Annotated in this window: 19 protein-coding genes; 11 read left to right on the forward strand and 8 right to left on the reverse strand. The window is 41.7% G+C overall.

The features are described from left to right. Position 1 precedes the first annotated feature (1 nt). Genes AC04Q1_RS21450 through AC04Q1_RS21475 form a run of 6 tightly spaced genes read left to right on the forward strand, consistent with a single transcriptional unit; the run spans position 2 to position 6,775 of the window. On the forward strand, positions 2-1,429 hold the full coding sequence (locus AC04Q1_RS21450) for a hypothetical protein (RefSeq protein ID WP_478366588.1): 1,428 nt from the start codon (positions 2-4) through the stop codon (positions 1,427-1,429). Beyond that, positions 1,413-2,282, forward strand: coding sequence for an FkbM family methyltransferase (locus AC04Q1_RS21455; protein WP_478366589.1), 870 nt, complete (start codon positions 1,413-1,415; stop codon positions 2,280-2,282). Before AC04Q1_RS21450 ends, AC04Q1_RS21455 begins: the two co-directional genes overlap by 17 nt. An 11-nt stretch (positions 2,283-2,293) precedes the next feature. After that, positions 2,294-3,397: a glycosyltransferase family 4 protein gene (locus tag AC04Q1_RS21460; RefSeq protein ID WP_478366590.1), complete on the forward strand. Its 1,104-nt coding sequence runs from the start codon at positions 2,294-2,296 to the stop codon at positions 3,395-3,397. Next, positions 3,394-4,134, forward strand: coding sequence for an FkbM family methyltransferase (locus tag AC04Q1_RS21465; protein WP_478366591.1), 741 nt, complete (start codon positions 3,394-3,396; stop codon positions 4,132-4,134). The genes AC04Q1_RS21460 and AC04Q1_RS21465 overlap by 4 nt, the downstream gene beginning before the upstream one ends. Further along, complete coding sequence (locus AC04Q1_RS21470; RefSeq protein ID WP_478366592.1) at positions 4,131-5,327, forward strand: glycosyltransferase family 4 protein; 1,197 nt, start codon at positions 4,131-4,133, stop codon at positions 5,325-5,327. The genes AC04Q1_RS21465 and AC04Q1_RS21470 overlap by 4 nt, the downstream gene beginning before the upstream one ends. Positions 5,328-5,371: 44 nt before the next feature. Next, positions 5,372-6,775, forward strand: a complete 1,404-nt coding sequence (locus tag AC04Q1_RS21475) for an undecaprenyl-phosphate glucose phosphotransferase (RefSeq protein WP_478366593.1) — start codon at positions 5,372-5,374, stop codon at positions 6,773-6,775. Between the two features lie 40 nt (positions 6,776-6,815). Here the strand turns inward: AC04Q1_RS21475 and AC04Q1_RS21480 are convergent, their stop codons facing one another. Further along, on the reverse strand, positions 6,816-8,636 hold the full coding sequence (locus AC04Q1_RS21480) for a M60 family metallopeptidase (RefSeq protein WP_478366594.1): 1,821 nt from the start codon (positions 8,634-8,636) through the stop codon (positions 6,816-6,818). 370 nt (positions 8,637-9,006) lie between these two features. Between AC04Q1_RS21480 and AC04Q1_RS21485 the strand changes: the two genes are divergently transcribed. After that, positions 9,007-10,044 (forward strand): SDR family oxidoreductase, encoded by a 1,038-nt coding sequence (locus AC04Q1_RS21485; RefSeq protein WP_478366595.1) that lies wholly within the window; start codon positions 9,007-9,009, stop codon positions 10,042-10,044. Continuing rightward, positions 10,041-10,829, forward strand: coding sequence for a helix-turn-helix domain-containing protein (locus tag AC04Q1_RS21490; protein WP_478366596.1), 789 nt, complete (start codon positions 10,041-10,043; stop codon positions 10,827-10,829). Before AC04Q1_RS21485 ends, AC04Q1_RS21490 begins: the two co-directional genes overlap by 4 nt. 631 nt (positions 10,830-11,460) lie before the next feature. On the opposite strand, the gene AC04Q1_RS21495 is transcribed toward AC04Q1_RS21490, so the two are convergent. From AC04Q1_RS21495 to AC04Q1_RS21505, 3 genes are all read right to left on the reverse strand, one after another. Then, positions 11,461-11,826, reverse strand: a complete 366-nt coding sequence (locus tag AC04Q1_RS21495) for a DUF2200 domain-containing protein (RefSeq protein WP_478366597.1) — start codon at positions 11,824-11,826, stop codon at positions 11,461-11,463. A 152-nt stretch (positions 11,827-11,978) separates the two neighbouring features. Next, on the reverse strand, positions 11,979-12,968 hold the full coding sequence (locus AC04Q1_RS21500; RefSeq protein ID WP_478366598.1) for an aldo/keto reductase: 990 nt from the start codon (positions 12,966-12,968) through the stop codon (positions 11,979-11,981). 65 nt (positions 12,969-13,033) lie between these two features. Continuing rightward, entirely contained in the window at positions 13,034-13,894 is an 861-nt protein-coding gene (locus AC04Q1_RS21505; protein ID WP_478366599.1) for an AraC family transcriptional regulator, read from the reverse strand. Between the two features lie 312 nt (positions 13,895-14,206). Between AC04Q1_RS21505 and AC04Q1_RS21510 the strand changes: the two genes are divergently transcribed. After that, positions 14,207-14,605 (forward strand): hypothetical protein, encoded by a 399-nt coding sequence (locus AC04Q1_RS21510; protein WP_478366600.1) that lies wholly within the window; start codon positions 14,207-14,209, stop codon positions 14,603-14,605. Here the strand turns inward: AC04Q1_RS21510 and AC04Q1_RS21515 are convergent. Beyond that, on the reverse strand, positions 14,602-15,333 hold the full coding sequence (locus AC04Q1_RS21515) for a DUF3667 domain-containing protein (protein ID WP_478366601.1): 732 nt from the start codon (positions 15,331-15,333) through the stop codon (positions 14,602-14,604). The two genes, AC04Q1_RS21510 and AC04Q1_RS21515, sit on opposite strands and share 4 nt — an antisense overlap. A 5-nt stretch (positions 15,334-15,338) precedes the next feature. Further along, on the reverse strand, positions 15,339-15,584 hold the full coding sequence (locus tag AC04Q1_RS21520) for a hypothetical protein (RefSeq protein WP_478366602.1): 246 nt from the start codon (positions 15,582-15,584) through the stop codon (positions 15,339-15,341). Positions 15,585-15,671: 87 nt separating this feature from the next. Between AC04Q1_RS21520 and AC04Q1_RS21525 the strand changes: the two genes are divergently transcribed. Then, entirely contained in the window at positions 15,672-16,433 is a 762-nt protein-coding gene (locus AC04Q1_RS21525; RefSeq protein ID WP_478366603.1) for a response regulator transcription factor, read from the forward strand. A gap of 77 nt (positions 16,434-16,510) precedes the next feature. Here AC04Q1_RS21525 and AC04Q1_RS21530 read toward each other — a convergent pair whose 3' ends face one another. Continuing rightward, positions 16,511-18,208, reverse strand: coding sequence for a hypothetical protein (locus tag AC04Q1_RS21530; protein ID WP_478366604.1), 1,698 nt, complete (start codon positions 18,206-18,208; stop codon positions 16,511-16,513). Positions 18,209-18,388: 180 nt separating this feature from the next. Then, positions 18,389-19,129, reverse strand: a complete 741-nt coding sequence (locus AC04Q1_RS21535; RefSeq protein ID WP_478366605.1) for an SDR family NAD(P)-dependent oxidoreductase — start codon at positions 19,127-19,129, stop codon at positions 18,389-18,391. Between the two features lie 90 nt (positions 19,130-19,219). Between AC04Q1_RS21535 and AC04Q1_RS21540 the strand changes: the two genes are divergently transcribed. After that, entirely contained in the window at positions 19,220-19,606 is a 387-nt protein-coding gene (locus AC04Q1_RS21540; protein WP_478366606.1) for a winged helix-turn-helix transcriptional regulator, read from the forward strand. The last annotated feature ends 458 nt before the right edge of the window (positions 19,607-20,064 follow it).

Genomic DNA, 20,064 nt, shown 5'->3' on the forward strand with positions numbered 1-20,064 from the left:
AATGGAAACCGGATACAGTATTCTTCAAAGCAGTAATTTATTCGTGGAATGTTTCAGGGAAAGCATGCCTCTGGTTGTTGCCATGATACTGTTGTACCTATACTATAACAAACGGATCTCTATTGTAGATACCCTTCTCTATGCTTTTGCAACAGAAGCTTATACCATGCTGGTGATTGGGCCTACCTTTACAGCTACATTTTTTGTTGGCATTTTCATTTTCATTGAACAGGCGCACAAGTTATTTACCGACAGGCAATTCATCCGCAAAGAATACCTCTTTTTATTGGTATTGCCACTCCTATCGAGTATTGTGGTATTCCTGATTACGCAATTTTACAAAGATCCTTTTAATTATCCAGGCGGCAGGTTGTATGCATTTTATACCAAACCGATCTATTTTTACATCAAAACTTATCTGCCTTTTTTTGCCATTGGCGCCAAGATCGTACAGGACCGGAACCAGCTTTCATTTGAAAAATTTGCCAACAGCATAAAAAAAATTGCTGTGATATCTTGTATTATAGCTGCTATCCAGATTGCTGTACAGCTCATTTTCAGGAGTGTAGAACTCAGCGAGCTTTTAGGGCTACAAAACCGTTATCTGTTAATGGAAATCAATGGCCCCCTCGGCATTAGGGTACAGGCCTTGTTTTCGGAGCCTAAAATATTCAGCGCCTTTCTTTCTTTAGCCATTCCTTTTTTCTTGAGAGACCGGAACTACAAGGGGGCAACAGTCATGTTTGTTGTAGGCATACTCACCTCCTCGCAAACCTTTTGGGTTAATATCATGATAGGTGGTCTTTTGTTCTTCTGCCTGCCCAAAGCCTTGCCGGTGAGATGGAAAATAATCAGTACCATGGGTATGATCATTGGTATTTTCCTCGCAGTAGCGGCATCAAAAGAATACTTTATGAAACAATACCTGGCCAACCGCAACCAACCCGTATATCGGTTGCTCCTCGAAAGATCTACTTATCGATATAACAATGATATATGGAGCAAGAACAATGTTATTCTCGGCATTCCGCTTCAGCGCGACATGGAATTACCAGTGGTCGATTTCCTGAGGGATGAGCCCTATCTCTTTATATCCGGTTATGGGGCTGGCAACAGCACATTCATTCCTCCGCGTTATTTTTTCGGGCAGATGAGTTACCAAAACCGGGTGGAAGGCATTGGCGGCCAGAACCTAAATATGCGCTGGTTCTTTATCCTGGCAGAATTCGGTGCCGTTTCTTTGTTCTTTTTCTTTCTGATATTAACCAAAGTGGCACAGAATACTCCGCTCTTTCAACGCAGCTATCTTGCCTTTTTGGCTGCTTGTTTCTTTTTTAGCCAGATCGATCTTTTTCTGGTTATAGTGGCATTACTCTGCGCATATCCTAACGAATCACTAAACGAAAATAGACATGAACAAAGTACGTAATATGCTCTGGGGAGTTCGGTTCCGGCTGTCTTTATTGTATCACTACCTTTTTAATAAAAAGGCAAGAAGCAGAACCGCGTGGTATGAAATGATGTACCATCTGTTTTCGCCACGTATGTATGCTGTAGCCAACGAGAAAGCCACACTTTTAAATAAAGATGAAAAGTATCACTATTATCAGATACAAGGTTACGAAGATACATTTATTTACCCTGCATCCGCACCGTTTTACAGTTTTGCCATGATCATGACGGAAGCAAGACCGCAGCACTGGCATTACTATGAAATTCCGCAAACCGCGGTTTCAGCCGGCGATGTGGTAGTTGATTGTGGCAGTGCAGAAGGCTTCTTTGCCTTCAGACACCAATACACTGCTGGCCGTATTTATGCAATGGAACCGCTGCCCGTATTTATCGATTCCCTGCACAAACTCTTCAGTAAAAAAAACAATATAGAAATCCTACCTGTGGCCGCTGGCGACACGCACGAGAAAGCATATATCAACATTACCTCTGACAATACGATACTGAATGGTACGATCGGGCAACACAGTGCGAATGAAGCCGCCATCGAAGTGGATGTGGTTACCATCGACAGTCTCTTTGCTGAAAAAGGAATCAGTATCGATTACCTGAAGGCTGATATTGAAGGATTTGAAGAAAATATGATCAGGGGTGCGCTGGAAACCATCCGACAAAGCAAACCGAAAATTGCCATCACCACCTATCATGAGGGGCAGGATTATGAAAGGCTGATCACATTGATCAAAAGCGTGGTACCAGAATACAATTACCTCTTAAAGGGGATTCATTACCTATCAGGCAACCCCGTAATGTTACACATGTGGATTTAACAACAATATAAATGATGCAGGTATATCTAGATAATATTGTATTCTCCATTCAGAAAGCCGGCGGCGTATCTGCTTACTGGTATGAGCTCCTGTCTGGCATGTGCAAGAGCGACCTATCGGTCGGTTTTTTAAACGCACGGCCACAATCGGACAATATTTTTGAAAAAAAAATAGATTATAACCGTTTCAATTGTATCCGGGAAAGCCGGATCCCCGATAAATATTTAAGGTACCTGCCCTTGCGTTATTTACTTCCTGCCACAGCCATTTTTCACGGAGGATACCTGCGCGTATCTCCTCAAAAAGATATTCTGAATATCCTTACCGTGCACGACTTTGCACATGAACGGAAGTTAGCTTCAAAGTTTCCGCGCGGACTGGCAAATACCATGCAAAAAGCATATGGCATACGGCGGGCCGATGGCATCATATGCATCTCAGAGAGCACCAGAAAAGAGTTACTTCACTTTTTCCCCGACATTAACCCCACGAAAATAAAAGTAATCCACCATGGTATAGGGAACTTCTTCCCCATGGACAAACAGCAAGCCGTTAACTGCTCGCTTGACATCAACCTTCAGGAAAAATTCGTACTCTATGTAGGTGCACGCAGGAATTATAAGAATTTTCTCATGGCCGTAAAAACGCTGGAACTCCTTCCAACGGCTTTCCGCCTGGTTATAATTGGCGGCGAGCAATGGACTAAAGAAGAAATAACGTTGATGAATGAAAAAATCCCGGGACGTTTCCGCATTTTCTCCACAATAAGCCAAAGCGATTTAAATATATTATATAACCACGCTTTTTGCCTGCTTTATACTTCTGCTTATGAAGGCTTCGGACTCCCACCCGGAGAGGCCATGAAGGCGGGTTGCCCAGTGGTAACCACCAGCATGACATCCATGCCCGAAGTAGTGGGCAAAGCCGGTTTGATGGCAGACATACCTGATCCACAGCTGTTTGCAGAAAAAATCAGATCACTGGAAAATGAGACACTAAAACAACAACTGATTGCCCAAGGCCTGCAACAGGCACAACAATTTACATGGGATAAAAGCGTGCAAGAAACAATTAATTTTTATAAAGACTGCTGGAACCACAAATTTTCGACATGAGCATAATTTTCAAAATCACTTACGCGGCAAAAGTATTCTTAACTTCGGGTAGAAGCCTTAACTCCTTGCTTAAAAAAGGCGCTTCCGTGGCTTCTACACAGATACTCTTCAACTGCAGACATTACATCCCGCAATTGGGTACGATTATAGATGCAGGTGCCAATCAGGGTCAGTTTGCAATAGCTGCCAGTCACTTTTATCCCCATGCATGTATACATTCCTTTGAGCCCCTTCCTGATGTATATCCCATTTTACAGCGCAATACACGCCATGTAAGCAGCATTACTACTTACAACATGGCCCTGGGCAACTCTACCGGAACGCTCGAATTTTACAGCAATGCTTATTCTCATGCCAGCTCTGCCCTGCAAGTATCGGAACTGCAAAAAAACATGCTTCCGAAAACAGCTACCTCCCATAAGATAGAAACACCCGTAGAGCGATTGGACGACCTGTCTAACCAGTTGCATTTAACCGCACCTGTATTACTGAAAATGGATGTACAGGGATTTGAAAAAGAGGTATTGAAGGGAGCTGCGCAAAGCTTAGCACAAATTGATTACCTGCTATTTGAAAGTTCTTTTATTCAGATGTACGATGGTGAACCCTTATTTGATGAAATGCATGATTTTGTGAAAGCACTGGGATTTGAGCTCATCGCACCTGTAGGCTTCCTTCAATCAGAAAAATTACAAATCCTGCAAATGGATCTTTTATATAAAAGAAAAAGCGTATGAAAATTGTAGTTAATGATCACTCCGGCCATGCCTTCACCCTTCAGCTCAGTAAGCAGTTTGCACAGAGCGGACATCGGGTATTACATGCTTACTCCGTTTCGTTCCAATCGCCCAAAGGAAACTTTGAAGACCGTAATGGCCCGGAGTCTAACTTAACTGTACTTCCAATTACCATCAAAGGAATATTCGATAAATATTCTCTCTTAAAAAGACGGAAACAAGAAATTGAATACGCACAACAGCTCATCACTGAGCTGGAAAAATTTGAACCTGATGTAGTGGTGAGCAGTACAACACCATTGTTTGTACAGCAGCATTTGCAAACCTACTGCATCAGGAAAGGAATCAAATTTGTATACTGGTGCCAGGATATCTATTCCATCGCCATTCAGCAAATTGCGAAACAAAAATTGGGCTTTATAGGCTTCCCGTTGTGGTACTACTTCAAAAAGCTTGAAGCTGGGCTGCTGAGAAAAAGCACGCACGTGATCAGTATTACACCAGCCTTTAACCAACTCTTTCAACAATGGAATATCCATCCAGAGCAGGTAACCTGTATCCCCAATTGGGCGCCGCTTCCGGAAATAATGCTTACAGACAAAAAAAATGAATGGGCTAAACGGCATCAGGTGGCCGATAAAACCTGTATTGTTTATTCAGGAACCCTTGGATTAAAACACAATCCATCCATACTGTCTGCCGCTGCAGAACATTTCCGCAGCAATAGAGAAGTACTCTTTATTGTCATCTCCGAAGGTTTAGGAGCAGATTTCCTGCAAAGGGAAAAAGAGAAAAAGCAGTTAGACAATCTCTTGTTACTCCCTTTCCAGGATTTCAAAGATATGAGCCTGGTATTTGGGACCGCAGATATTTTACTGGCTATTCTGGAAAGCGATGCAGGCGCCTATTCGGTGCCCTCGAAGGTACTGTCATACCTCTGCGCAGAAAAGCCCATTGTGTTGGCAATGCCTCCCAACAACCAGAGCGCTGCCATTGTACTGGACAATAAGGCCGGCTATTGCATTACACCGGATAATCTGAAGGGCTTTTTCCAGCAAATTGAAAAACTGGTGGCAGATCCGGTGTTGCGACAGGAAATGGGTATTAATGGCCGCACCTATGCCGAAAAAAACTTCGACATCGCACATATTGAAAATCAATTTATGCAGGTGTTTACTACCAGGCTAAACTGATAAGAATAAGCTGTTCCGTTCATCACTCTCTAAAAACGTTTAATATGAAAACTCACATCCACATTAATTTCCTACTCAGACTCTTATTGGACTACTTCGTTTTGATTTTGGCTTTTTTATGTACGCTTCAGTATACTTCTGGCCTGGGCAACCTCCACTTTTCGTTATTCAACCTATTACTACTGGGTATAAGCATTAGCTCATGGACTGTTATTGGTATGTCTATTCATTTGTATGAAGAATTTAGGACAAGATCGTTCGCCTATGAGTTTATCGCTATTCTCAAAACCACCTTGCTTCACGCCTGTTTCTTCACCTTCCTTTTTTTCTATTGTTTTAAATACTTCCCCTACCCCAGAACATTTACGCTACTACATGCCTTTTTAATCTTTACCGGCATTACCGTGGTTAAATTTTTTGTAAAGCAGTCTTTGCTCCGGCTGAGATCGAACGGCTATAACATCAAAAACGTACTGATAGTAGGCACTGGTAATACCGGAATGAAATTCTATAACACCATTACCTCCAACGATCACTTCGGCTACCGCTGTGTGGGATTTGTAGATGAGCAAAGCAATCCCGAAATCAACGAATATTACCTGGGGAAAATATCCGATCTCTCCGGAATACTCGAAGATTATGAAATAGACGATGTTATTGTAGCCTTGCCAGAAACACAGACTGTTGAAATGGAAAAAATTATTATCGCCAGCGAAAAAGAGGCCAAACGGGTGAGGATTATAGCAGATTGCCATCGTTTCTGCACATCTACAGCCAGTATGAATTTATTCGGTTCATTTCCACTTTTAACCATCCGTACCTCCCCTTTGGATGATTTGACGAAACAAAGGTTTAAACGCATTTTCGAACTTTGCTTCATGACGATACTTTTCTTTACGGTGTTTTGGTGGCTTTTCCCTATCATTGCCGTGCTGATCAAACTGTCTTCTCCCGGTCCGGTGCTGTTTGTACAGGAACGCCAGGGTTTAAACAACAAAAGGATAAGATGTTACAAATTCCGCTCTATGATCAGCAATAGCGCTACCGTAAATGCGAACGGACAATACCTTCAGGCTACGCTCAACGACTCGAGAGTTACCCCGATAGGCCGGTTTCTCAGGAAAACGAATCTCGACGAGCTTCCACAGTTTATCAATGTGTTAATGGGCGATATGGCACTGGTAGGCCCGCGTCCGCATCCCATTCCTTTGCACCAGGAATCGAAAAATACCATTCAAAATTATATGCTCAGACATGTAGTAAAACCGGGAATTACAGGATGGGCACAAGTGAACGGCTACAGGGGCGAAACCAAGCTTTCGGGCCAGATGCAGAAACGTGTCGACTTCGACCTGTGGTATATTGAAAACTATAGTATATGGCTCGATTGCCAGATCATTTTTCAGACATTAATGAATATGATCAAGGGAGATAAAAATGCCTATTAGTTCCTATAAGAGCGCCGAAAGGCGCTCTTATAGGAAAGGTTTAGTTATATAATCCCAGCTCTGCCAAGGAGGCAAACTGTAATCCATCTTGCGCAGAAGTGGCAATTACCTTAAGGTACCTGAACGTTTTGGCACTGCCAAATGCAAAATATTGTACACCCGCAGCGTTCTGTGCAACATAATTATTTACTGCCGTAAAATTTACATTATCGGTACTGGTTAAAACCTGGAAGTTTTTAATCGCCCTGCTTAATCCACTTCTTTGTACTAAACTTAAACCTTTGGCCGATTTGGAAGAACCCAGATCGATCACCACCTGATGCGGATAACTGGTGGCAGAACTGGTCCAACGTGAATGCCAGAAGGTATTTTCGTTGCCATCTATTAGGGTAACCGCTCTACCATTGACAGCACCCTCACCACTGATTTCTTCGGAGCTTACCGAATTGATGCTCCATCCACTTTTACTCAATTCTGTTAAGGGGGCAACATTATCCTGCAGTGTTGATGGATCTGTACCTGGCGCAGGCAAACCTAAAGCAGCCATATCCGAATAAATTTGAGTGGTAGCAGCCGGGCTTGATAGATTCAATCCCCATTTCTGAAAGAAATTACTGAGGTTTTTGCCTGATATATTACAAGCTTTCAACATAAAATAGCGCATCTGGGCATCCTCATTGGCCAATATTGGATTTTCGGTACGCATTTCTTTCGCCAATGTCCTATAAAAATTATCGCCATAAGCGAGCGTTAATTGCTGGAACATGCAGAGCCTGATAAACAGATCGCTTAAAGGATTGGCGTAACCTGTAGCCCCGTTATAATCTTTGGTTCCGGCTGCTTTTCCTAAATAGGCAAAGGCTTTTGGCCAAACGCCATCCTTTACTAACCTGTTAGGGCCGGGTGTAAGCATACGCTGAACATATAAACTGTACAGGTTTACCGAAACTTCGCCCAATGCACCCCAACGCCACTTCATTTGGTGCTGGTGGCCCAGTTCGTGCCATACGCCCCAGCCATCATTTAACGCACTGAGTGTTAAAATGGCGTTTACATCCGAAGTAATGTAGGCCGTACGGTAATCATAGGCGAAAAAATAATAAGCAGGATCCTCATGCTGCGTTAAAAGATAGGTATGCACGCTTTTTGTATGTATGGGTAAGGAATTGTCTAAACCGTTTAAATCATCCTCCAATGCAATGATCTGGGTGATTTTGTTAAGTACGGCATCCTGGTTTTCGCTTTGGTATTGGATGGCTTTTGTCCGCGATACCACTAGCATACAATTGGAACCCTCCAGCACTACATCAGGCGTAGTGTAGGTTTGTAGCTGATTGATCCAGTCTGAATTTGTACTTACGCCAAGCTTGTAATATGGAGCATATTGATAACCGCTGTTAAAAGTCACCTTAGCGGTCGAGCCCGTGGTCGCATTCGTATACCTGATCCACAATAAGCCACCAACTGCATTGCTAATGGTGTTGGTGCCGGCGGTTAACTGTACTGCCGCAGGCTGGGTATTCCAGGTGCCATACCTCGAATAAGTACCGATCAGCAATTTAGGCAGGCGTGTGCCCGCGGTTTGTTGTACGCTTATATTTAAGGTCGCACCAGGTGCCATGTATAAACCTGTAGCCGTAAAATCGGTTAATTGCCAATTGTCTTGTAAACGGTTTCTATCCGCTAATCCGTCTATTTTTTCCGTAACATTAAAGACATTGACCTGGGTGGCAGACTCCACCGTGGCACCATTTGTTGTTTTTGAACTGCTCACAGTTTCTTCGGGCAATACAGCTGCTTTTTTACAGGCCGAAAGGCCTAATGTGGCCAGAACAGTAAAGAGTAATAGTTTCTTTTTCATTGGGTAGGTTTTTAGGTATTTGGTTATAGATGCCAAAAATTCCTGAAGATTAGAATATTTGGATTGATTTAGTAAGTCATGTTTTAGGGGCAACACCGAACCAATGATTTGGCATGAATCAGGTCCCAAAACCTCAGCGTCTGTTTAAATCGTCATTCTAATGTATTTATATTTACAACAGGATACAAAAAAAAAGACTGCGCAAACGTTTGACTATCTCAAGCGGAAATGTACTCATGTCATTATAAGAATCATGATAAACATGAAATAATTGATCCGTTGGATTGGACTTTTCAAACCAGTAAATTTGGACTTTATAACCTAATTAGCTTTATCTTTAAGCTGTAATTTTGCCTTATAGATTTTAACTATGGAAAATTCAGCAACAGTTTTAGTAACGGGTGGAACAGGCTTTATAGGCCTGCAGGTGATCTTCCAGTTACTGCAAAAAGGCTATCGGGTAAAAACCACGCTCCGGTCCTTAGATGCGCAGCACACCATCATGGAAACCCTGGGCCAAAATGGCATCACCTCTTTTGATCACCTCTCCTTTATTGAAGCAGAATTAACAAAAGATGCGCATTGGGCCGAAGCCATGAGGGATTGCAAATATGTGCTTAGCGTGGCTTCGCCTGTATTTTTCGACATTCCAAAAGATGAAACCGAAGCCATGCGCCCGGCCATTGAAGGGACATTAAGGATATTAAAGTTTGCAAAAAACGCGGGTGTAAAACGCGTGGTGATGACCTCAAGCTTTGGTGCCCTGGGTTTTAGCCATACTGATAAAAATACCGAAACCACCGAGGCAGACTGGACAGACCCGAATTTAAAAGGTTTATCCACCTATGAAAAATCAAAAGGGTTATCGGAACGCGCAGCCTGGGATTTTATCAAAAAAGAAGGTGGTGATTTAGAATTCGCGACCATTAATCCCGTAGCCATTTTAGGTCCCTCTTTAAATGCGCATGTTTCGGGCAGTTTTGATATCCTTAAACATCTGTTAGACGGATCGATGAAAGCAGTGCCCAACATTCCATTAAATATAGGCGATGTGCGGGATGTTGCCGACCTGCATATCCGCGCAATGGAAAACCCTGAGGCCAAAGGGCAGCGCTTTATCGCATCGGCAGACGGACAGATTTCGATGCCTGAAATCGCGAAACTCTTAAAGGAGAAAAAGCCCGATATTGCTACCAAGGTATCCTTAAAAACTATTCCAAACTGGATACTCCACCTGGCGGCTTTATTTAATGCACAGGCCAGAGCAGGTGCGATGTTTTTAAGGGTAAACCGTAAGGTAAGTAACGAAAAAGCAAAAAAAATGTTAGGCTGGACACCCATTTCGACCAACGAACAGGCCATCCTCGCTTCGTTGGAGAGTATGATAAAATATGGAGTTGTAAAATGATCAATCTGGCCAAAATACCTGATGCCGAAATTTTATCGGAGCAGTTTATCCCTGATCATGTTTTTGTCTACCTGGCAAAAGGAACGATCAATTGTTATGATGCCCATAAAACCTACACCTTCAAGGCGGGTGAATATTTCATCGCACAAAAAAACCGCCTGGCCAGATATAAAATCAAAAATGATAAAGCCGGATTTGAACCTGTGATGTTCTGTTTTGAAGAAGCCTTTCTCCGCGATTTCCAGCAAAAACACCAGGTATTCACCACACAGGCTAAATCGTCAGATACCTTTCTTAAAATAAAAAATGTGTCCTTCATATCCAGTTTTATCTCTTCCCTGATCCCTTACCAGGATGGCCCCGGAAAGTTAAATGCCGCCTTTGAAGATTTGAAATATGAAGAACTGCTGCTCATTCTTTTACAGGCTGAGCCAACACTTGGAGGCATATTATTTGATTTCGCTATGCCCGAAAAAATAGACCTGCAGAAATTTATGCAAGGTAATTTCACTTTTAATGTAAGTATAGCACGTTTTGCTTTTTTAACAGGCCGCAGTTTATCTGCCTTCAAACGCGATTTTAGAACGGTATTTAACGATACGCCCAACCGTTGGCTGGTGAAAAAGCGATTGGAAGAGGCACATTTCCTGATCTCCAAAAAAGGCAAAACATCATCCGAAATCTACCTCGATCTGGGCTTTGAAGACCTGTCGCATTTTTCATTTGCTTTTAAAAAGCTGTTTGGCTTTAGGCCAACGACACTTGGTAAGGATACAAATAGGTAGTTTCTTTTATTAATATATTAGATTTATACGGACTAGTTGGATTAACATAATACTTTAATAATGGCTTATCGATAAAAATTTATCATTGTTTTCAACCTTATGATTTGAAACCAAATTCATCTTCATTTTCCTGAACCCCGCTTTGGTGCAAAGGAGTTTCAGCGACAATTGCATTAAGCACTACTTGGCATTTGGATTTTGCCATGAAATATCTAATTATCAGGATCAAAATACCACATGTCAACGCAAAAAGAAATGGATCTGCTTTAAAAATGCTTATTACGATTAATAGTGTTATCCAAAACAATTCAAATGTTAATGTTAAATAGTAGCTGAACCTTATTATTCTTTCTTCACCAGATTCAATAATCTCAAATGTTCCTCCGTTTATTTTGTCAAATTGTTTACCGTTTGATCCCCAACCTTGAAGGTCAAAGGAAATGCTATCGTCTTTTTGCTTAATTAAATTATAATCGGCTTTATTTAACCATAAAAAGTATTTTTTCTTTTAAAGCATTTGCTTTCAGTTTTGATGTGCGTTCTATTTTATAATGAAGTTTCATTTTTGTTGATTTTCAAGACTTTCAGATGCTCATTTTTGGATTTAATTTTTAAATGCCATACAATAGTTCTACGCCTCCCTCAAAATCTTCTCCATCTTCCTGCCCTTGGCCAGCTCATCAACCAGTTTATCCAGATAGCGCACCTGTTTGGTTAAAGGATTTTCGATTTCTTCTATCCGGTACCCGCAGATTAATCCGGTGATGAGGTGGGCCTTGGGATTTAAAGTAGCTTTTTGGAAGAATTCTTCAAAGGTTACTTTTTTATCGATGAGCGCCTGTAGTTCTGCGTCATCAAAACCCGTTAGCCAGGTCATCACCTGATGCAATTCTGTTTTTGTTCTGCCTTTCTTCTCCACTTTAGCTACATACATCGGATAAACCGAAGAAAAGGTCATTTTGGCGATGCGCTCGTTATGCGTGTTAGCAGTATTCATACCCTCATTTAATGTTAATTTCCCGATTGTTTTTACCGAATACCAAATTAACACTTATTTTTCTGGAAGCCAATATCAGCCCCATCCATGCTGGAAAAAACTGAAATTATCCTCAGTATTTCCCACTAAGATGGGACTGAACCGGTTTTTTTTTATTGGTTTAAGCTTTTCAGGAACATTTCGGGATAACGTGTACCTGCAACAATCCCCGCGGGCATAATGGCTTCAATACTTTCCAGCTCTTTATTATCGAGCCGAACATGTTCAGCAGCAATATTCTCTTCGAGGTATTTGATCCGCTTGGTTCCCGGAATCGTAATGATGTCTTCCCCCTGGGCAAGCACCCATGCAATAGCCAGCTGGGCAGGGGTACACCCCTTCACCTCAGCCATCGTTTTAATTTTTTCTACGAGCGCCAAGTTTTTGTAGAAATTCTCGCCCTGATAACGGGGCATGTTGACCCGGCTATCTTTAAGGTCTTCGGGTGTTTTAAATGCACCGCTTAAAAAACCCCGGCTTAAAGGGGCATAGGCAACCAGTCCGATACCCAGTTTACGGATGGTGGGCAATACTTCTGCTTCAATGTCGCGGCTCCACAAGGAATACTCGATCTGCAGTGCCGTGATGGGATGAACGGCAGCCGCTTTTGTAATGCTTGCCGAAGATGCCTCCGAAAGACCGACATAACGGATTACCCCATTTTGAACCAGGTCGGCCAATGCGCCCACCGTTTCTTCTATCGGGATATTGGGGTCTACCCGCGCTGGTGTATACAGGTCAATATAATCGGTTTTGAGGCGTTGCAAACTATACATTACCGCATTACGGATGTAATCGGGATGGGTATATACAGGACCGCGTCCCATGGCCCCATTCGGTCCGGGGGCAATAAGCTGACCGGTTTTTACGGAGAGGAATGCTTTGTCGCGCCTGCCCTTGATCGCCCGGGCAATCAGCTCTTCGTTGTGCCCCATGCGGTAGTAATCGGCCGTATCTAAAAAATTATGCCCGAGTTCAAGGGCTTTTACGATAATGGAGATCGATTCTTTATCGTCGCTTTCTCCGTAAGCGCCCGACATTCCCATACAGCCCAGGCCTACTGCCGATACTAGGGGTCCGTTTGTTCCAAGTTTTCTGTTCATCAGTCAAGTTTTTATAATTAACCAAAGATCAATAGCCTGGCACAAAGGAGGCCTGACAAAACAAATTAGTTCCCTGACAAATCCTGAATGAAAGCAGCGATCGGTTTGCCTGTCACCTTTTTAAATAAACGGGAGAAATATTCCGGATCGTTGAAACCCAGTGTAAAGGCCAGTTCTTTAATCGATGAACTTTCAGCATAGTAGATACGGCGTTTGGCTTCTAATATTAGCCGGTTGGTGATAAATGTTTTTGGCGAAAGCCCGGTATAATGTTTAACGATATGGTACAAACTATTTGGATTAAGACCGAGCTGGCTGGCAATATCGATAACGGAAGTATGGTCGGTGAGGTGGTTTTCTATAAAACGTTTAAAACTGATGTATTTAGAGAGTTTATCGTCGGTAAGGTTTTGATCATTCGCAAAATAAGCGGCATTAATTTCTGCCAGCAGACTGTTGAGGTGGGCAAGGATCAATTCGTAACCGGTATCCATTACCTGCAATAAACCGAGTAATATTTCGAAAACCGATTTTACCCTTGCAGCAACAGCTGGGGTAAATTGAATCTTTTGATTGTTAAGCGGGTTAACCAGAAAGGGGTATTGCCTGGGCAAAAGAGAAAGACAATCCTCATCAAAACCAAGTTTATAATAGGCAATGCCATGATTCGTGCCTGGTAATTTATGGATCTGGTGCGGCAAAACAAATAAGAGTTCGTTGTTGCCAACATCAAATTGTTGAAGATCTACACCATGATGGGCCTTGCCTTCTACCATAAACAGGAGAAAGTAATAGGGCTTGCGGTGTGTAAGGCCATATTTATCGATCGATTCGCCTGGAAGATGACCGAATGTAGGGGAAATAATCCGGATACCAAGTTTATGATTCTGCTTAAAGAGATCGGGAAACGAATCAAGATTTAACATCAGGTAAAAATAGCTAAAATTATTGCGGGTTTGATCAATGATACGGCGTCTAAACTCAATAATCCTCCTGTTGTTCACCTGATCATTGGCATAAAGATTTCATGACACATGAAAAGCAATTTTGGCTGCTAAAGGCAGGTACAAGGTTCGATTCAGATACGGAGCAAGACCGGAGCTCCATCGGACAGTTTGGGTTTTGGTCCGAAAAAACTTAGATTGAGGTCTTTATTATTTTGTGCTCAATACCCGGGTTGTTTACATCCAGATCAACCCTTTTTTAGCGGATGTAATCGCCCATTAATCCTTTACAAAATGGTTAGAACCAATCATTTTACGTTACACTCCGATCGTGGACCGCGGCTTATTATTATTAGTCCTGTATTGTTCCAGTCAAAAGAAAAACCATCATTACTCCCGCCGATCAAAGCCTATCTATATGAGCACCTGATACTGGAAGAGTTTTGGGCACACGCAGCAGACTATAAAATAGAAATACCAAAGGAATTCGAAAGAAAGGACCTGGTGATTAAGCACGATCAGGATTTCGAAAAGGCCTATTTAGGCTACTTAATTTCAAGTGGTGATGAAAATCTACAATGGAAATGGGAAGGTGCCGTCATCAATCTCAGTAAAATTGAAATCAAACAAATAGAATATTTCTTCAATAGTTATCCTGAAAATGATGAAGAAATGGTGCCTGTAAAGTCCTAATGTTTCATCAAAGTATCAATCAAAAAGCCCAGAAACATCACCGACAAGCTGAAAGTAATCATTCCTAAACCGTAAGCCACAAGTGCCTTGAAATAGTTTACCGTTCTCTTTTTGTCAAAAAACTGTGCAATGGCCCAGGTACAGTAGGCTACCCCTGCGATTCCTGCAATCTTCATCAGTCCGGATTTTGTCAGACCTTCTACAAAAGCGAAAACCGCAAAGACGAGCATCCCCATGCCCATTACAAAACAGAGCAGGATTAAGATTTCGAAAAAATTGTACCCGTATTTACTAAAAAACAGTTTCAGCCAAAAAGCAATGTACATGCCCATAATCATGTTGCCATAGCCATAATGGTTTTGCACCCAGCCGAAAATTAAACCTGCGGTTGATACTTTGTTGTTGCTGTAACTTACATATCCTTGTTCGATATGAAAGAAATGATCGATTACAGTATAAATTAATGAGGTGATGATGATAAAGAGAATGGGTTTTACCAGCCTGCTCCGGTTGTCGGCAATAAACGCCCTGATGTTATGGCCTGGCCTTACCATTAATTCTTTTATTGTGTACAATATGCCTTTTTCAAAATGCAGCACATGCTGAATTTCGTGCAGCACATAATGCCAGTCGACCCTTTTAAGCTGCGCGGGCTGGCCACAATGGCCACAGAAATGATTATTTACAACATGGTTGCAGTTTCTGCAATTTATCAGCTCGGGAAGCATACACTTTATTGATTAATATTTTCCGTTTGACGTAACCTGATCTCATCACTCACCGATTTAAAGGAGATATAGACCGGTAACCAGGTGATGGGCAACACCATTACCGGGATAAAGGTTACCAGTTTTGCCTTCAGAAAAAACAAGGTTAAACAGATCAGCAGGCCTAATATGATAAATCCAATTAAGGCACCTTTTAACTTTGACCTGGTTTTGTTTAATTCTTCCAGGCTCAATTCAGACCATTTTTTCATCGTTCAAAATCTTTTCCGTAAAAGTGGATACAAAAATATTTTCAAAGGCTACACTTTAGTGTAAATTTGTGTAAAGCCATCCCGTAAATGACACACAACAAGCTCTCCGGTCTGCTTACCAAAAATAAGGTTGAAAAAATATCAGACGACGACTATCTTCAACAGCAAAATTATCTCGAAGTGGTAAAAGCTTTTGCCAGGTTAACCTATGAGAGTGTGTATGTGATTGATTATGAAAAGATGGCTTTTGAGTATGTGTCAGAAAACCCATTGTTTTTATGTGGTTATCCGGCAGAAGAGGTACTCAAACTGGGCTACGGATTCTATTTTAGAAATGTGCCGGAAAAAGATTTAATCCTGTTAAACCTGATCAACGAAGCTGGTTTTGATTTTTTTGCCAAAGTGCCCGGCGAGGAGAAAAAACAGTACAGTATCTCCTACGATTTCCATTTACTCAATCAGGAAGGCAAACCTATGCTGATCAACCACAAGCTTACCCCATTGTTTTTAACCAGCGAAGGAAAGATGTGGAAGGCGATATGTATTGTTTCCATTTCACATCACCAGCAGGCAGGCAATATCAGTATCTACAAACAGGGAACCGAAGACTTCTGGAAACTGGATATCCAAAGTAAAATCTGGTACAGATCGGAGAAACCAAAACTCAGCAAAAGGGAAATAGAAGTATTGCGCCTGCATGCACAAGGTTTAACCATTAACCAGATTGCCGATAGAATATTTGTAGCGCCCGATACCGTGAAGTATTACAGAAGGCGGATTTTTGAACGCCTGGAAGTGAGCAGCATGGTAGAGGCGCTTTCGTATGCGGTTAACAATAAGATGATTTAAGTACTGTTACCCATGGATTTTTTAGTCCTATCTTATATTACCCTTTTAATATGCTTAGCCGGGCCTGCCATATATCACTATTTTATTTGATATTGTCTTTTCAGTTCCATTTCTACGGCAAGCATAATTTTCAGATCACCCTGTACAACAATCCGTTCATTTTGCATAAGGCTTTTTTTAACCGCATCTAACAACTCGTTTGCTTTAATAATTCTGATCTTTTCCAAAATCGGCCTTAACTTCTCCGAATTGATGGCGTTTTGAAAATCGGGGATCAAAGATCCGCCTTTTAAATAGGCCGAGGAAGTACTTTTCCAATTTTTAAAATCTATTTCGCTGCTTCGGAGCGGGTAATTGCTAAATGCCAAATGTTGCATAACCGCTTTCCAGAAATCTCCATAGGTATCAAAATTTCGAATGCTGCACTGTTTTCTGATTAGATTGTACAGTACTATGGTGCTATAAACTTCCTGCTGGGGATAAAGTATTTTATCATGTCTGCTTATCTTTTCCTTAGTTGATGCAAGCGCGTAATACAGATAGCTTAAGTCCCTTTCCCAATTCTTTAGCTGAATTTTTTCATCCATCGCAATCTGCCTGAGCAAGCCTGATTCTCCTACCACTTTATTAGGAGCGACTGTGCTATTGGCTATGTCTCCAAAGCCCTCAACCAGAATTTCTCCAGGCCTGAAATAGGTTACTTTTTCTTTTAACGCAGCATCCATCTGTTGATAACTTCTCCATTGATCATCGGTTCGTCCGCAGAATAAAACTTTCTTTTTCCCTAGTACAAGTTCTTTGATGTAAAGTTCCTCCTCTCCTAATCTGGGTATATTACCAAGATCAGACAATGAGGTTATTTCTGGCGAAGCTTTTAAAGCTGTCCTATTATTTAAATATGAGCTGAGTACTATACGCATTGAACCCAGGTGTGCAGCACCACAGATGATAAAAATTTTATTGTGGGTTTTAAGTATCCTTGCAATAACCTGTAGCATATTTTGGTCTCTGAGCAGGAGATTTCGGTTATTTATAATATTATAAATGCCATTTTTGAAAACCTTATGGTACTGCTCTTCATCACTTTTGCTTGGTGTAGTACTATAAGTTTGCAAAAAATGTTTTTTATATAACATCAAAAAATATGCTGGGCTTGATTCCTCAACGGTTAACGGATAGCCCATACTTCCCATCATCGTAATGATATTACTAAAGAAGGCCCCGAATGAAATGCCACTTGCGGGCGTATATGCTTTTGCTAAAAAAGATACTATTGTGATATATACATCTTCGCGCTTATATTCTTTGAGCAGCTGGTTGGTAACAGCACCAAATTTGGCATTATCCCAAAGATGGGTTTCAGCACCTCTTTTAAATGCTTCAAAAATACCGAAACCGCTTTCGCCCCCAAAAGCTGTTGTTATTTCAACTTCAGGGAAAGCAATGCTATAAGCCTCGGTAAGGATGACACTTGGGTTGATCTGATCAAGTTCAAGCCGTAGACTTTTATACATGGGATCCTCAACATTCGAAACAGTGTGGTTTGTTCCAAATATTTCAATGGTCTTGCCCTTAACATTAAATACCGTATGCGCTGTTTTTAGTTTATTTTGGTCGAGTGTGTCGTAATAATGTGCAATTTCCCTGGTGATTTTTTTTTCTATACTGTTTTGTGCGTTGCATTGCTTATTCGGGAAAATTAAAGTACCTGCAGATAAAACAGCACGAATAAACATTGGCCTACCAAGCCGGCAAAGATATTTGGTTAGAAGCATAAAAATTAGAGGTTAATTTATAGCCTAAGATAGAAAATCAATTTCCAAAATATACAAATTTTGTTGAGGCAGATTTACTGATCCCAACCTATATTAACCTTTCAGACATTATCCTAGCAATTAAGTTATTGGCCAGGATCTTTTAAATCCCGGCCAGCGCAAGCTTGACCACCCCAATTCTTAAGCGTTCAGCCCACCATCAATCGTTAAAAATGAACCCGTAATGTACTTCGCTTCATCACTGGCAATAAAGTTTACAAATGCCGCGATATCTTCAACAGCACCATACTCGGGCAATGCCAGGCGCGTTCTCAGGAAATCGGCCAGCGGTGCATTTGCGGGGTTCATATCGGTGTCAATCGGTCCTGGCTGAATCAGGTTTACGGTAATTTTCCGTGCACCCAGGTCGCGTGCCAATCCACGGGTAAAACCTTGCAGTGCCGATTTGCTCATGGTATACAAAGTGGTTTCGGGACCTATAGCGTTATCGCCCATATTGCTGCCAATCGTAATAATCCGGCCACCTTCAGGCATTCCTTTTACTGCCGCCAAAGCCGCTACAAAAACCGCCTGTACATTCACGGCCATAATTTCGTTATAATCTTCGAGTGTGTGTTCGGTAAAAGCTTTACCCACATAAATACCTGCATTGTTGATCAGGATATCGATATGGCCAAAATCGGTAATCGTTTTAGCTACCGCTGCAGTTACTTCTGCTGGTACAGCACTGCTTGCTCTAAGGGCAACGGCCACGCCACCCGCAGCCTCAATTTCGGCTACAATAGCCGAGGCCTTCTCAGGCGAACTGGCATAAGTGAATACTACTTTTGCGCCTTCGGCAGCCAATTTTTTTACAATTGCTGCACCTATACCCCGGCTTCCTCCGGTTACCAGGGCGACTTTATCTGTTAATTTTTTCATGATTTTCTTAAATTTTCTGCTAAAGTAAAAGAGATACTCTACATTTGCAGGTAAGCAGCAAATTGTTAGGTACTAACAAATAAGTAAGAAATGAGAAAAGAAACTTCAACCAATGCTTTAAACGAAAGAATGATGATCGACAGTTGTGGTATGTCTTCTTCATTAGCCGTAATCGGCGGACGCTGGAAACCGGCCATATTGTGCCGTTTATCCTATGGCACCATGCGCTATGGCGAACTTAAAAAAGACATTGAAGGCATTTCCGAGCGCATGCTAGTGGCGCAATTGAGAGAACTGGAGAAGGACCAGATCATTACGCGTGTGGTTTTCCCCGAGGTGCCGCCAAGGGTAGAATATCAGCTAACCGATTTGGGCCGATCGATGAAACCCATGCTGGATGCCATGTCTAACTGGGGAAATATGTACAGGAAGCAGATCAACCAGAAAGAAGATTTGTCAGTTCCGCAAATAGTATAAAATTCGAGATTTCATAGTTATTTGGAAAGCAGTTGCAAAAGCTTTTTTTTAGCGTTAATCCTGCTATCCGCTTTATCTCACTACGTTCGATGCCTGCTCCTATCACCCACCTGCAACGGCCACTATTAGGGCACATCTTTGTAAACTAAATTTGCTTTGAACACACATTCTTAAGACGATCGTCTAGATATTAAATGATACTAATTCTAAAAAATTAGTATCTACCTATAAATATTGTTTTTTTCCGCTCTATGCCGCGGAGGCATGGTACTTTGGAGCGCCAAAGTACCCAAAGCGCTTTGTCAATCCAGCAAGGGGCCTTTTGCACAATCCCTACACATCAAAAAAACAGCGGCACTTTGTTTTGTGTTCAAAATTCTTGGATAAGTTGAATACTACTCATGAACACAAAACCACTGCGTTTCAGGTTTGCAGTTGCCAATTGTCCTATTCTGCAA

Source organism: Pedobacter humicola, from assembly GCF_056490705.1.